Below are 13,322 nucleotides of genomic sequence, written 5' to 3' on the forward strand. Positions count from 1 at the left end.
GTCCCGATCATTTCGCCACGACGACCGGAATTCCCTTCAGGCTCGACGCGCCCTTCATCGTTTCGATGGACGCGCGCACCGCGTCGCCCGTCGCCGCTTCAATGCCGATGCGCGCCGCGATATCGCGTTCGCCGCGCTTGACCATCGCGAGGCTGGCGAGCTTCACGTGACCGTAGCCGCGCACACGTTCGAAGAGCGCGGCAAGTGCCAACACGTCTTGCGCGTTGTGCGTATCGCGTTTGGCGAGCGCGCGTTGCATCGTGAGTTCGTAATCGCTGGCGAGTTGACGCTCCATGCGCCGTTCGAGCGTCTTGCCGAACGGATCGAGCACCGTGCCGCGCAGCGCGCGAAATCTTGACAAGCCGCCGAGCACGGACCACATCCATTGACCGAACACCTTCTTTTTCGGCGCGCGTGACATGGCGGGCGGCGCGAGATTGAACTTCACGGTGTAGTCGTCGCCGGCCGCGCCTTCGAACTGCGCGGCGAGCGCGGCGCGAAACGCCGGGTCCGTGTAGAGGCGCGCGACTTCGTACTCGTCCTTTACCGCGAGCAGCTTGTAGAACGTGACCGCAACGGCGCGCGTGAGGACGTCATCGCCCGATGCGGCCTCGACGAGCGTGCGATAACGCGCGACATACTTCGGGCCGCCATACGCGAGAAGCCGTTCCTCGCGGTCGCGGATCAGCTCGCGCAAGGGCATGTCCGCCATCGCGACACGCTTGTTTTCCTTCGATGCCGCCAGCGCTTCCAGCGCGCTCGCATCCGCCGCCGCGAGCCGTCCGATGGCGAAGGCCAGCTTGTTCGCGGCCACCGCAACGTTGTTCAGTTCGAGCGCGCGCATGAGCGCCGCGTGCGACAACGGCACGAGCCCCAACTGCCACGCGAAGCCCAGTATCAGAATGTTCGCGCCGATGGTGTCGCCGAGAAAGCGCGTGGCGAGCGCCTGTGCATCGCAGCTTCGGAGCGCGTCGGCGGCATGGGGCCCGGCTGCGTGCCGCATCTTGTCGATGAGCGCATCCGCGTGAAGATTCGCCTCGGGGTTCTGCACGAAGCTCGCGTTGGCGATAGCGTGCGTGTTCACGACGATCTTCGTTCTGTCGTGCCGCACCGTTTGCAAGGCTTCGGGACTCGCGCCCACCACCATGTCGCAAGCGAGCAGCAAGTCGGCCTGTTGCGTGTCGATGCGCACCTGGTTCAGAAGCGCATCGGTCGCGGCGAAGCGCACGAACGACAGCACCGAGCCGCCTTTCTGCGCGAAGCCCATGAAGTCGAGCACCGACGCGCTCTTGCCTTCCAGATGCGCCGCCATGCTGATGAGCGCGCCCACGGTGACCACGCCCGTGCCGCCTACGCCCGTGACCAGGATGTCATAGGGCGCAGCGTCGAGGTGCGCTTGCGGCAAGGGCAGGGAATCGACCTTTCGCGCGAGTTCGGCTGGATCGAACGCGTGGCCTTCCGCCTTCTTGAGCTTCGCGCCTTCGAGCGTGACGAAGCTCGGGCAGAAGCCATTCACGCACGAATAGTCCTTGTTGCACGACGACTGATCGATGCGGCGCTTTCTTCCCAACTCCGTTTCCACCGGTTCGACCGATAGACAGTTCGACTTCACGCCGCAGTCGCCGCAACCTTCGCACACCGCTTCGTTGATGAAGAGCCGCTTGTCTGGATCGGGAAATTCGCCTTTCTTGCGGCGGCGGCGCTTTTCGGCGGCGCAGGTCTGGTCGTAGATGAGCACGGTGACGCCCGGCGTGTCGCGCAGACGGCGCTGCACGGCATCGAGTTCGTCGCGATGATGAAACGTCGTGCCGCGCGGAAACTGATCTTCGTGGCCGTCGTACTTTTCGGGCTCGTCGCTGACCACGACGAGCAGCGCAATGCCTTCGGCTTCCACTTGCCGCGCGATTTGCGGCACGGAAATGCTGCCATCGACGGGCTGGCCGCCGGTCATCGCGACGGCGTCGTTATAGAGAATCTTGTACGTGATGTTCGCCTTCGCGGCCACGGCTTGACGAATCGCGAGAATGCCCGAGTGGAAATAGGTGCCGTCGCCCAGGTTCTGAAACACGTGCGGCGTTTTCGTGAACATGGAATGCGAAGCCCAATCGACGCCTTCGCCACCCATCTGAATGAGACCGGTCGTGTCGCGCTCCATCCACGAAGCCATGAAGTGACAGCCGATGCCCGCCTGCGCCACCGACCCTTCGGGCACCTTCGTCGACGTGTTGTGCGGACAGCCCGAGCAGAAGTAGGGCGTGCGCTTCACGGCATCGGCGATATTGGACAGAATTTGCGGCGCGACGAGATCCACCACTTTGTCGCGGCGATCGAGCGCGGGCTTGTGACGCGCGAGCCATTGCGCGAACACCGGCAGCACGCGCGAGGGCCGCAACTCGCCGAGCGCGGACAGAAGCGGCGCGCCATCTTGCGCCGTCTTGCCAATCACGACGGGACGCGCACCTTGCGCGCGGTTGTAGAGATGGTCCTTGATCTGCTGCTCGATGACCGGCCCTTTCTCCTCGATCACGAGCACTTCCGCGAGCCCTTCGACGAACGATTCGAGCCGCGTCGTTTCGAGCGGATACGAGAGCCCGACCTTGTAGATGCGCACGCCCGCCGCATCCAGATCGGCGATGGTGAGATCGAGGCGGCGCAGCGTTTCCATGAGATCGAGATGCGCCTTGCCGCACGTCACGATTCCCACGTTGGCGCGCGGGCTCGGCGCAATCCATTTGTCGATGCTGTTTTCGCGCGCGAAGTGCCGCGCCGCTTCTATCTTCGCGGCGAGGCGCGATTCGATGGTGAGACTTGGCAGATCGGGCCAGCGGTTGTGCAATCCGCCCGGCGGCGGCGTGAAGTCTTGCGGCGCTGGCCAGTCACGGCGGATGCCGTCCAGATCGACGGTCGAGCCGGATTCGACCGTCTCCGAAATCGCCTTGAAGCCGACCCACGCGCCCGAAAAGCGCGACAGCGCCCAGCCGTAGAGACCGAACTCCAGCATGTCGGCCACGTTCGACGGATTCACCACCGGCATGTGCCACGCGATCATCGCCTGATCGCTCTGATGCGGCATCGACGAAGACACGCAGCCGTGATCGTCGCCGGCGACGACGAGCACGCCTCCATGCGGCGAAGAACCGTAGGCGTTGCCGTGCTTGAGCGCATCGCCCGCGCGGTCCACGCCAGGGCCTTTGCCGTACCACATCGCGAAGACGCCATCGACGGTGCGCTCCGGGTCCGATTCAACGCGCTGCGTGCCGAGCACCGCCGTGCCGCCGAGTTCCTCGTTGATCGCGGGCAGAAAGCGCACGTCGTGCGACGCGAGCAGTTTCTTCGCCTTCCACAATTGCTGATCGACCATGCCAAGCGGCGAGCCTCGATAGCCGCTCACGAAACCGGCCGTGTTGAGATTCGCCGCGCGGTCGAGTTCGCGCTGCATCAGGACGAGCCGCACGAGCGCCTGCGTGCCGGTGAGGAAGATGCGGCCGCTCGTGGCGCTCAGGTTGTCGGTCAGTCGATAGCCCGACAATGCCGGTTCTTTAGAGTGCGAGGCGAATGAGTCAGCGGGAACACGCGCGTTCATGGAGTCTCCGTTCTTTTAGGTACGCGGGGCAGGTCTCCATTTTTCGCTGTCGAAGGCGGAAAGTTTTTGCGCACTTCCCGACTATCGCGCTCTCTCGGAAAGTAATTGGATTAATTTCGAGATAACCGAGCGGAATCTTCTCGATTGCCGGTGTGCTCACGTATACCCGAAGCGGGATCGCGCATGCTTTGGGTCTAACCTGAACGCCCGACGATCGCCCCAAGAAGGATGCCGATGAAGCTCTATTACTGGCCGAAGACCCGCGCTTTTCGCGCGCTGTGGATGCTCGAGGAAATGCGCGTGCCTTACGACCTCGAGTTCGTGAACATCCGCGCGGGCGTACAGAACGAGCCCGCGTTCTGCCGCGTCAATCCGATGTCGAAACTGCCCGCGCTGGAAGACGGCGACGTCAAGGTGGCGGAGTCGGGCGCGCTGCTGCTGTATCTCGCGGATCGCTATCCGGAAACGAAGCTCGGCGCTTCGCCGCACGACCCGTTGCGCGGCCGCTTTCTGCAGTGGATGTTCTTCACCGGTTCATGTCTCGAACCCGCGATGGCCGAACGCATGACCGGCGCACAAGGAAACACGGTGAGCTTCGGATGGGGCGATCTGGCGCGCGTGGAGCGCGCCATCGAAGGCGCGCTCGAAGAAGGCCCGTGGCTGCTCGGCGAACAGTTCAGCGCCGCCGACATCCTCGCGGCGAGCACGCTGCAGATTGCGTTCATGGCGAAGCTGATCGCGCCGCAGGGCGTGCTCTTCGATTATGTCGAACGGGCGGTGGCGCGCGATGGTCATGAACGCGCGGCGGCGATCGATCATCGGGAAGCGGAGCGGCTCGCGTTACGGCCGCATACCGGCGCGATCACGCCGCCCGCGCATTGAATGTGATTAGGGAAAGGTGCGCGGCTTAGGAATTCCCGCACCGGCTTCGATATCCGCTACCGCGCGTTGATGCGCAAGCTCGACCGCGGCGGCGGAATCGGCAAGGCCGTCGCCGCCGACCGTGGACCACGCTTGCACGGGTTTGTCGTTATGACGGATTTCGTACTCCGCATCCCACCGCGCGCCTTGCAACTCGAGCGGCTTGACGTGGATTGCGTAGACGCCATAGAGGAAGACCTGCTCCGGCATGATGCCCTCCCGATCAGGATAAGCAGCGGCGCGCCGCTGCTCCTACAGTTCGATTTCCCCGAGAATTCGATGCGCAAGCGCGCGCGCTTCTTCCAGCGCTTCGTGCTCGTTTTCCGATGCGGCTTCCACTTCGTAGAGTGTCGGCTCGGTGTCTTCGCCGTCGTCGCGTTCGAGTGAGACGAGACCCTGATACTTGTCCCCGTCGATGGCGCGCACGCCGATCGTCGCGGTATAGATGCCTTTCGTGTACGTCGTGTCTTCCATGAGCGCCTCCGGCAAGGACGAAATCATGCTAGCACGCGGTCATGGAACGCGTATGACGCCGTGCTACCGGAGCAGCTCCTCCACTTCTTCGAGCGATGGCGAATGCCCGCCCGAATGCCGGCATGCCGCCGCGCCTGCCGCCAGCGCGAACTTCAGGTGATCGGGCCATTGGCCGTGACGCGCCATCAGGCTATAGAGCAAGCCGCCGATGGACGCATCGCCGGCGCCGACCGTATCCGCCACTTCGACGCTCGGCGGCCGCGCGCGATATTCCTGGCCATCCGCATAAAGCGTGGCTTCGTCCGAACCGCGCGTGACGAGCACGGTGGCTTGCGGGTTCATCGCGCGGATTTGCGCGAGCGCGTCCGCTTCGGACAAGCCCTTGAACAGCATGTGCAGGTCTTCGTCGGAGACCTTGATGAGATCGGCGAGGGCGGCCATCTTGCGCAGCGTCGGCTCGTAGCCGTGCTCCATCAAGTTGCGATAGTTCGGATCGAAGCTGATCTTCACGCCGTGCTGACGCAGTTGCGCGGCGAGCGCGGCGAGCGTGTTGCCGAGCGGTTGACGCACGAGGCTGATGCAGCCGAAATGCGCCCACTTCACGCGCTCCATCCAGCCTTGCGGCAGCTTCGACGGATCGAACGCGAGGTCCGCGCCGTTCTCGCCCATGAAGTAGTAAGTGGGCGGCTGCGTCTTGTGGACGATGGCGAGCAGCGGCGGACGTTCCACGCGCTGCAGGAAACGCATGTCGAGGCCGGCGGCGACGCTTGCGTCCCAGAGATCGTCGGAGAAATTATCGGTGCCGAGCGACCCGGCCGCCGCCGTCGGCAACCCGAGACGCGCAACCGCGCGCGCCACGTTCCAGCCCGCGCCGCCCGGACGCGAAAGCCAGCTCGACACGTCGGTGCGGATCATGTCCGTGAGGATGTCGCCTGCGGAAACGAATTGCGGAAAGGTCTCGGATGTCTTCTCGGTTGCCATGCGCGTCACCGTTGTGTCGAATGGGACCCGAGCGCGTTCAGCACTTCGTAGCACGCGCCCATGGTGTGATAGTCGGTCTTGCCGGCAGGACTTTTCTCATCGCCGTACTTGCGGTTGTCGCACGTGAGGATGCGATACCACGCGCCGTATTCGTGATCGACGAAGTGTTCCCAGCTATAGCGCCAGAGTTCGTCGTAGCTGTCCCAGAAGCGCTCGCGGCCCGTGCGCGCGCCGAGCAGCGCCGCCGCCGCGAAGCTTTCGGCCTGCACCCAGAAGTACTTGTCGTGATCGCAGATGGTGTCGTCGGGGCCGAAGCCGTAATAGAGGCCGCCATGACGATCGTCCCAGGCGCGGCAGAAGCCTGCATCGAACAATTCGATGGCGCGCGGCGCAAGCCACGGCAGCGCGCGATGCCGCTCCAGGATCAGCAGCAGCTTCGCCCATTCGGTCTGATGCCCCGGCTGAAAACCCCACGGACGAAAAATGTTCGAGCTGTCGGATTCGTTGTAATGCCAGTCCACCGACCAGTCGCGCTTGAAGTGTTCCCAGACGAGGCCGTGCGAAAGCTTCGCCTGCCGCAGCGTGATGTTGCCCGCGATCTTCTCCGCGCGATCCAGATAAATCACGTGGCCGGTGGCTTCATACGCGGCGAGCAGCGCCTCGGTCGCGTGCATGTTGGCGTTCTGCCCGCGATAGTCGGACAACTGCCAGTCGGGCGTGGCTTCGTCGGCGTAGAGACCGGCTTCGGCGTCCCAGAAGCGGCGCTCCATCAGCGCGAAAGTCTCGTCGATGAACGGCTTCGCCTCGTCGATGCCCGCCATGGCTGCGTGCGCGCAAGCAAGCAGCACGAACGCATGGCCATAGCAATGACGCGTGCCGTCGAGCGTGTTCGCCTGGCCGTCGCGCCATTCGATTTCCCAGTCGTAGCCTTCGTGCTTCGCGTCCCAGTGGGCGTCGCGCAGGAATTGGAACGCGTGGCGCGCCCAATCCTGATACGACGGATCGCCGAAATGGCGATAAGCCATCGCGTAATTGAAGACGAAGCGCGTGCTGCTGACGAGATGGCGCGTGGTGCGGTCGTAGACGCGGCCGTCGTCCTTGAAGAAGTGGAAAAAGCCGCCTGACTCGTCGCGCGCGGTGGGCGCGTAGAACGCGAGCGTGTCGTGCACGTGCGAGAGCAGGAAGTCGCGGCTGCGGAAATCGACGCTCGCTTGCGGCGCGGTTTCCACGGGGGATGCGGTCAGGTTCATGTATCGCTCATCTCATATCTGGCCGGAGCTCGCGCGGGCGATGAAATCGACGCCCACCAGCGTGTCGGCCTGCCCCGGCGGGTTCGCATTGTCCTCCAGCAACAAGTCGACGCCACGACGGCCGAGCGCTTCCTTGTCGACCGTCACGGTCGAAAGCGGCGGCGTGCTCTGCGCGGCGGCCGGGATATCGTCGAAACCGACGAAGGCGATGTCCTCCGGCACGCGCATGCCGTGCGCGAGGCATACGCGCATGGCGGCGAGGGCCGCTGCATCGTTATAGGCGAAAACCGCGTCGGGCAAAGGAATGGATTGCGCGCGCGACTCGCCGATCAGCCGCTGCATGGCGTCGGCGGCGGCGAGATCGGGAGGCGATCCAGGGTGCGTGACGAGTTCCAGCATTGGGTCGAACAGCAGGCCGGCATCGAAATACGCCTTGCGATAGCCGAGCGCGCGCTGCGCGATGCTGTAATGCGCAAGCGACCCGCCGATGAACGCCACGCGCCGCCGCCCTTGCGCGAACAGATGCTGCATTGCAAGCGACGCGCCCCTTACGTTGTCGATGTTTACCGAGCGAAAGCCCGGCGCGCGCAGGTCGATGAGCACCGTGGGGCGCGCCAGCGAGTGCAGATGCGCAAGCAGTTCCGGCTCGACGAAGCCCGCGACCGCGATGGCGTCGGGAGCGTGCAGGCGCATTTGCTGCGCGAGATCGAGCGTGGGACCCGCGGTCAACACCGACGGCACGAGCCGATGTTCTCGACAGGCTTCCTCGAAGCCATGCAGCACATGCGAGAAAAACGGGCTGGCGGCGAAGTTGTTGTGCTGCCGATGCAGCAGAAACGTGACACGACGAATGCGCGTGCGCAGTTGCGCGGCATCGTAACCGAGTTGCTGCGCGACTTCGACGACGCGCACGCGCGTGGCTTCCGACAGCCCCGGCTGGTTCTTGAGCGCGCGTGACACCGTCCCGATCGAGACGCTTGCCGCGCGCGCGACATCGCGAATGGTGGTGGCCATCGTGGTGATTCTGTCTCCGCGGATTTCCTGCGGCGCGCGCGGTGTTTAGCGCGAACCGGCTACATTCGTTTTGCGGCGATTGTATAGTAAAAAACCGCAAAACAAACCGTGGGGACAGGGTGGGGGAACCACTAAGCCCAATGCTGTATGGCGTTTGAAGCCTTCTTGTTTGTTTAGTAAAAAGCAGAAAACATTTACATCGAGCCTTCGCGCTGGTGTACCGAACGCTTGTCGGGCGTCCAAACGTCGAGTAGAAGGTCGTCGTCCCAGTAGTGGCACAAGAGCGGCAAGCCCATTCGACCGCGCAGACGCGCGTGCACGTCTTCGCCGGTATGCGTCCAGCCTTCCATGGGTTTTCGCCAGTGGCATGCCACGACCGTTCCGTCCGGCGTAAGCGTGCGGCGCACATGTTCGACGATATGCCACAGCTGCGGCTCATCGAGGTAATAGCCGATTTCGCTGAGGAGCACGAGATCGAACTTGCCTTCGGGCCACGCGTCCGGAAGCAGCATGTGCTCGACCGTCACGTTGTCGAATTGCGCGATGCGCTGCCGCGTCAGCTCGACGGCGTCCGCGCTGATGTCCGTGGCGACGACTTCGTCGCAGCGCGCGGCAAGCAGCGCCGTTAGTTCACCGTTGCCGCAGCCCGGTTCGAATGCGCGCGCGTAGCGGTCGTTGGGAAGCGTGGCTAGCGTCAACGCGCGCTTGCGGCGTTCGTACCAACGGTTCCTGATCTTCCAGGGATCGTCGTTGTCCTTGTAAAGCTGGTCAAAGTACTGCTTCGGATCGTTGATGTTGCTCATATGAGAATGACTTCGAAGGGCCTCGTCAGGCGGGCCAGAACATGCTCGGGCAGAACCGGCGCTTGTCCGGTCGTTTTATCCGGCTCGGTCTGGCTTCTGAAGGCTTGCACGGCCCGGAGCTTCCTGGTGTGCGTTGCCGCGTCCAGGGCGATGCGCCGCGCGCGGCTCCACGGCACGCGCGAATCGTCCGGCGACGCCCAGTGCCAGGTCCAAAGCGGCACTTCGACAAACGGCAAACCAAGCTCGTTCGCGGCCAGACACGTGGCGCGCCCGACGGCCTCGTGATCGGGATGGCCATCGTACCGCCACGTAGTGAAAACGATGTCACCAGGCTGAAGAAATTTAGCCAGAAGTACTGATAGATCCGCTTCGATTTGTCGCGCCCCGCCATCCGGCAAGCCCAGCCGGACGACTTGCGCGTTACGCAGATGCAGCCGCTGCAAGGCGTCCCGCGTTTCTTGCGGACGCACGCTGGCAAGGCGATCCGGCGTCCATTCGGTCGATTCCGGATGGCTCGCGGTGCCGTCCGTCACGGCGACGATCAACACGTTCCGGCTTAATTCCGAGAGGCGTGAAAGTAATCCGCCCGTACCGAGCACTTCGTCGTCCGGGTGTGGCGCCACGACGACAGCGCGGCCGCCCAGCGGGACGAGATCGGCGGGATCGACTTCCGGTAGCGCGCTCAGCTTGCCCCAATCTTGCCAGCTTTTCTCGGGCGTGCCTCGCCCTTCGATTACCCTGTCGTGCTCCGGCGCACCGGTTTCGGCGAGCGCCTTCGGCTCTTGCGTCGTCAAACTTTCCATGAGTCAGGCTCCCGTTCGAGCAGATGTTCCGCGAGCGATGCCTCGTCGCGTTCCGCGTGGCTTTGTCTGATGAAGACCGGCAAATCCGCCATCAAGTGAGCGAAGTGATCGTCGCGGCAGAGTGGCGCCGCTCCGAGCGCGCGGCCCGCATGCTCGATGACATGCGCGGCGCAGCGTTCGGCCGCCAGACGCGCGCGCATGGCAGCGAGCATGGCGTTGGCCTGCGGCTCGCGGTCGATGAATGCCGCCGTTTCGCGCAGCAGCGCGACCGTGGCGCAAAGCGTGGTGTCGATAGCGCCGAGATGCGCGAGCTTGTACGGATCGGCGCCGCGTCGCGCGCCCTTTTCGACGAAGCGCGCAATGCCCGCCGCCGCGCCGAACCAGCACGCTGCAATGCCCGCGCCGCCTTGCCAAAAGCCAGGACGCTCGACATAGCTTCCCGGCTTGCCGATTCGCCGCGCAGGCACGTTGTCGAAGTGGACATCGACGCTCGCGCTTGCTTGCATGCCGACGGCAAACCAGCCTTCGCGCGTCACCTTGACGCCCGGCTGGCGGATATCGACGGCGGCGAGCATCGGCTCTCCGCGCTCGTTCCAAGCCGTCACGAGCGCGTGTGTCACCGAAGCCGCGCCGGAACACCACGCCTTGACGCCGTGAAGAAGCACATCGTCCGACTCCGGGTTGCCTATGGCCGCAAGGCGGGCGTTCGGCGGCTCGGCGGCCCATACGCCCCACGCTTCGTTCGAGGCGTGATGCTTTTCGTCGAGTTCGGCGAGGATGGCGAGCGCGTCCGTATGGCCTTCGTACAGTTTGACGAGCGCGAGGTCGAAAGCGGCGACGGCGCCGAGCGCGCGCCAGCGCTCACGCGTGGCGCCGCGTCCGGGCAAGGGCAGCCGGTCGAGGCGCGCGTCGATCAGCACGCGTAGGGCGCGAGCCGTGTCGTCTGCGTTGCCGCGCTGAAAAGACAAATCTCCGAGACATGCTTGCAGGGCGGATGCCGATACAAGCGGCTCGGCGGCCGAGGCAAGTGACATGGCGTGACTCACTCCCAATCTTCGCTGTGCTGGAGGGCGCTAGCGTTCCGCATGGACATCTCCTGTTCTCGTTTGCGTATTACTTGGACAAGAGTGTGGCAAGCGACATGCCCGGACGCCATTCAGCCAGACGGGATAAGCAAAAGCGCCGGACAGGAGTCAGGCAAATCGACTTACGCCGTCCGGCCGAGTCGACGGTATCGATCAGACGGGTTCAAATGCACAAAGGCCGCACGAGGCGGCCTTTGTCGGGAAACGATGATGGACGTGTCAGCGCCGCGCGGTTGCGGCGATGTTCTTGCCTTCGCGCGGGGGTTCAGCCGCGGTCTTACGCGCGCCCCAACGTTGCGCCAGGACCGCGCACACCATTAACTGAATTTGATGGAACAGCATCAACGGGAGCACGACGGCGCCAACCGTATGGGACGCGAAAATCACCTTCGCCATTGGAATGCCGGAAGCGAGGCTCTTCTTCGAACCGCAGAAGATGATGGTGATTTGATCGGCGCGGCTGAAACCGAGACGCCGCGCGGTGAAGGCCGTTACCAGGAGCGCGACGGTGAGCAGCAGCACGTTGACGACGAGAAGGCCCAAAAGCGTGGAAGCGGAAATCGAATGCCAGATGCCTTCGTTCACGGCTTCGCTGAACGCGACATAGACCACGAGCAGAATCGAGCCTTGATCGACGAACTTGAGCACCGCCTTGCGCCGGTCGATCCACTTGCCGATAGCCGGACGTAGCAACTGCCCCGCCACGAACGGCACGAGCAATTGCATGACGATACTGCCAACCGTATGCCACGGCGAACCCGTTGTCGCGCCATTGCTCGTCACGAGCAAGCCGACGAGCGCAGGCGTAATGAAGATGCCGAGCAGGCTGGACGCCGACGCGCTGCATACCGCCGCAGGCACGTTGCCTTTTGCCATCGATGTGAACGCGATCGACGACTGCACCGTGGAGGGCAATGTGCACAGGAACAGAATGCCGGTGTAAAGGGCAGGCGTGACGAGCGGCATGAGCAACGGCTTGAGCGCGAAGCCAAGCAACGGGAACAGCACGAAAGTGCTCAACAGAACGAGCAGATGCAGCCGCCAGTGTGTTGCGCCAGCGACGATCGCCTCGCGGGAAAGCTTTGCGCCATGCAGAAAGAACAGCAGCCCGATAGCAACGTTGGTGATCCAGTTGAACGCCGTGGCCACGTTGCCGCGACAAGGCAAAAAGCTCGCGAGGATGACCGTGCTGACGAGCGCCAGCGTGAAGTTATCGGGAAGAAGTTTGGGCCGCGCCATCGGTTGGATCTCGCACTCGTGCTTACGGGCCGAAGTATTCGGGTACCGCGCGCGTCAAGTCAGTAAAAACCATGATTTTCGCTCGTAGGCGATTGAAAAGGCAAATTCATTTACAGGATTGATTGATTACCACCGCGCATGAGCGCACTTGTTTTCCTTCGATGCAGAAGCACCAACCGGGCCGCCAGACCGGTCACTTCGACAGTGCGCAAATCCTCCGTGAGCGACTTTTTTCATCGGACGATTTGTCTTTCAAATCAGCAGGATGCAGCGGAAAAACTCCGACGTAACATGGTGTTACAACCATGAATCGGGCCTAACACTTTTTGGCTCGACGGCCGACGCCGGGCGAAATAAATTGTGGAGCATGCCGGTCGACGAGTGCGCGCGAGATCTCCTCGCCGTCGCCATTGGTCCGACTTTGACCGGTTGTCCGTTGGGCGTCGACTTCTCTTTTTGCGTCGCTAACGGGCAGGGATGGTGTCGGACACTGGCTGTTTTCTCGACATGGCGCTCATCGGCATACGCACTACGACTCGCTTTCTTGCAGCCACCGCGATCTCTTCGCTGGCGGTCGCGGGTTCGCTCGCGCTCGCCGGTCCGCGTGTCGAATGGCTGTCGTCGGCGGTGTTTCAAGATTCCGCGAGCAGCCGTCAGTCGCTGCACCATACGCCGGTTGCCGCCAAGGACGGTCTCACGCCAGTGAGCGCCGAAGTGCGGCCCGTGCCGCGCGCCGAACAGGCGGCGTCGCTCAGAGGCGCGGGTTCCATTCGCGCGGACATCGCCCGCTATAACGAAGAGCGCAGCCTGCCACGTCAACCCGGCCGCCCGGTCGATGACGGCCGCACCTCCGGCAACGCCAACTTCCGCAACTGAGCTTCATCTGCTGCGACGTCTTGTTGCAATTCCGCAATGCTTGCGCGTTAACTTCGTGGTTAACTAAAAATTAATTGCGCGTCTAGTTGCGCCGTGACGGTGACGCAATCACGCCACAGTTGTTCATTCGTGACCGCATAAACATTCCTCTCTTTTCGCGCTGCACGGACAATGCGCCCTGCGCGGGATTTCGCAATCCAAAGCAGTTTCGATTTCCCTTTCATCGCCTTCAAAGGCGCGCCGTTGCTCGGCTTCCTATAAAGACCGCTCGGAACGATTCGGCTTTGACGCGA

The 13,322-nt window shown here is 63.4% G+C and carries 12 protein-coding genes; 2 read left to right on the forward strand and 10 right to left on the reverse strand.

Annotated features, from left to right (window positions below; translation table 11 throughout):
* Nucleotides 1–7 precede the first annotated feature (7 nt).
* Entirely contained in the window at nt 8–3,583 is a 3,576-nt protein-coding gene (locus NCR40_RS00265; protein ID WP_250508454.1) for an indolepyruvate ferredoxin oxidoreductase family protein, read from the reverse strand.
* Between the two features lie 234 nt (nt 3,584–3,817).
* On the opposite strand from NCR40_RS00265, the gene NCR40_RS00270 reads away from it, so the two are divergent.
* Nucleotides 3,818–4,465, forward strand: coding sequence for a glutathione S-transferase family protein (locus tag NCR40_RS00270; RefSeq protein ID WP_250462620.1), 648 nt, complete (start codon nt 3,818–3,820; stop codon nt 4,463–4,465).
* A gap of 6 nt (nt 4,466–4,471) precedes the next feature.
* Here NCR40_RS00270 and NCR40_RS00275 read toward each other — a convergent pair whose 3' ends face one another.
* From NCR40_RS00275 to NCR40_RS00315, 9 genes are all read right to left on the reverse strand, one after another.
* Nucleotides 4,472–4,714 (reverse strand): hypothetical protein, encoded by a 243-nt coding sequence (locus NCR40_RS00275; RefSeq protein ID WP_250508455.1) that lies wholly within the window; start codon nt 4,712–4,714, stop codon nt 4,472–4,474.
* A 42-nt stretch (nt 4,715–4,756) separates the two neighbouring features.
* Nucleotides 4,757–4,978, reverse strand: coding sequence for a hypothetical protein (locus NCR40_RS00280; protein WP_244828154.1), 222 nt, complete (start codon nt 4,976–4,978; stop codon nt 4,757–4,759).
* 63 nt (nt 4,979–5,041) lie between these two features.
* The gene (locus NCR40_RS00285) at nt 5,042–5,959 is read right to left on the reverse strand and encodes a carbohydrate kinase family protein (RefSeq protein WP_244826765.1); all 918 of its coding nucleotides are present in this window, start codon (nt 5,957–5,959) and stop codon (nt 5,042–5,044) included.
* Between the two features lie 5 nt (nt 5,960–5,964).
* Complete coding sequence (locus NCR40_RS00290; protein WP_250508456.1) at nt 5,965–7,209, reverse strand: AGE family epimerase/isomerase; 1,245 nt, start codon at nt 7,207–7,209, stop codon at nt 5,965–5,967.
* A 12-nt stretch (nt 7,210–7,221) separates the two neighbouring features.
* Nucleotides 7,222–8,223: a LacI family DNA-binding transcriptional regulator gene (locus NCR40_RS00295; RefSeq protein WP_244826767.1), complete on the reverse strand. Its 1,002-nt coding sequence runs from the start codon at nt 8,221–8,223 to the stop codon at nt 7,222–7,224.
* Nucleotides 8,224–8,417: 194 nt separating this feature from the next.
* Nucleotides 8,418–9,026: a class I SAM-dependent DNA methyltransferase gene (locus NCR40_RS00300; RefSeq protein WP_250508457.1), complete on the reverse strand. Its 609-nt coding sequence runs from the start codon at nt 9,024–9,026 to the stop codon at nt 8,418–8,420.
* Nucleotides 9,023–9,829: a PIG-L deacetylase family protein gene (locus NCR40_RS00305; protein ID WP_244826769.1), complete on the reverse strand. Its 807-nt coding sequence runs from the start codon at nt 9,827–9,829 to the stop codon at nt 9,023–9,025. The genes NCR40_RS00300 and NCR40_RS00305 overlap by 4 nt, the downstream gene beginning before the upstream one ends.
* Complete coding sequence (locus NCR40_RS00310; protein WP_250508458.1) at nt 9,817–10,863, reverse strand: acyl-CoA dehydrogenase family protein; 1,047 nt, start codon at nt 10,861–10,863, stop codon at nt 9,817–9,819. Before NCR40_RS00310 ends, NCR40_RS00305 begins: the two co-directional genes overlap by 13 nt.
* Before the next feature lie 270 nt (nt 10,864–11,133).
* Nucleotides 11,134–12,153 carry a bile acid:sodium symporter family protein gene (locus NCR40_RS00315; protein WP_250508459.1) on the reverse strand — a complete coding sequence of 340 codons (1,020 nt, stop codon included), beginning with the start codon at nt 12,151–12,153 and terminating at the stop codon, nt 11,134–11,136.
* A gap of 477 nt (nt 12,154–12,630) precedes the next feature.
* Between NCR40_RS00315 and NCR40_RS00320 the strand changes: the two genes are divergently transcribed.
* Nucleotides 12,631–13,029, forward strand: a complete 399-nt coding sequence (locus NCR40_RS00320; RefSeq protein WP_244826772.1) for a hypothetical protein — start codon at nt 12,631–12,633, stop codon at nt 13,027–13,029.
* Nucleotides 13,030–13,322: the final 293 nt, after the last annotated feature.

This window comes from Caballeronia sp. GACF4, from assembly GCF_023631025.1.
Lineage (GTDB): Bacteria > Pseudomonadota > Gammaproteobacteria > Burkholderiales > Burkholderiaceae > Caballeronia.

Excerpts from the sequence above, each read along its gene's own strand:
- NCR40_RS00300 (WP_250508457.1), bottom strand. The coding sequence starts at position 9,026 with ATGAGCAACATCAACGATCCGAAGCAGTACTTTGACCAGCTTTACAAG.
- NCR40_RS00295 (WP_244826767.1), bottom strand. The coding sequence starts at position 8,223 with ATGGCCACCACCATTCGCGATGTCGCGCGCGCGGCAAGCGTCTCGATC.
- NCR40_RS00275 (WP_250508455.1), bottom strand. The coding sequence starts at position 4,714 with ATGCCGGAGCAGGTCTTCCTCTATGGCGTCTACGCAATCCACGTCAAG.
- NCR40_RS00315 (WP_250508459.1), bottom strand. The coding sequence starts at position 12,153 with ATGGCGCGGCCCAAACTTCTTCCCGATAACTTCACGCTGGCGCTCGTC.
- NCR40_RS00285 (WP_244826765.1), bottom strand. The coding sequence starts at position 5,959 with ATGGCAACCGAGAAGACATCCGAGACCTTTCCGCAATTCGTTTCCGCA.
- NCR40_RS00290 (WP_250508456.1), bottom strand. The coding sequence starts at position 7,209 with ATGAACCTGACCGCATCCCCCGTGGAAACCGCGCCGCAAGCGAGCGTC.
- NCR40_RS00280 (WP_244828154.1), bottom strand. The coding sequence starts at position 4,978 with ATGGAAGACACGACGTACACGAAAGGCATCTATACCGCGACGATCGGC.
- NCR40_RS00320 (WP_244826772.1), top strand. The coding sequence starts at position 12,631 with ATGGTGTCGGACACTGGCTGTTTTCTCGACATGGCGCTCATCGGCATA.
- NCR40_RS00310 (WP_250508458.1), bottom strand. The coding sequence starts at position 10,863 with ATGTCACTTGCCTCGGCCGCCGAGCCGCTTGTATCGGCATCCGCCCTG.
- NCR40_RS00270 (WP_250462620.1), top strand. The coding sequence starts at position 3,818 with ATGAAGCTCTATTACTGGCCGAAGACCCGCGCTTTTCGCGCGCTGTGG.
- NCR40_RS00305 (WP_244826769.1), bottom strand. The coding sequence starts at position 9,829 with ATGGAAAGTTTGACGACGCAAGAGCCGAAGGCGCTCGCCGAAACCGGT.
- NCR40_RS00265 (WP_250508454.1), bottom strand. The coding sequence starts at position 3,583 with ATGAACGCGCGTGTTCCCGCTGACTCATTCGCCTCGCACTCTAAAGAA.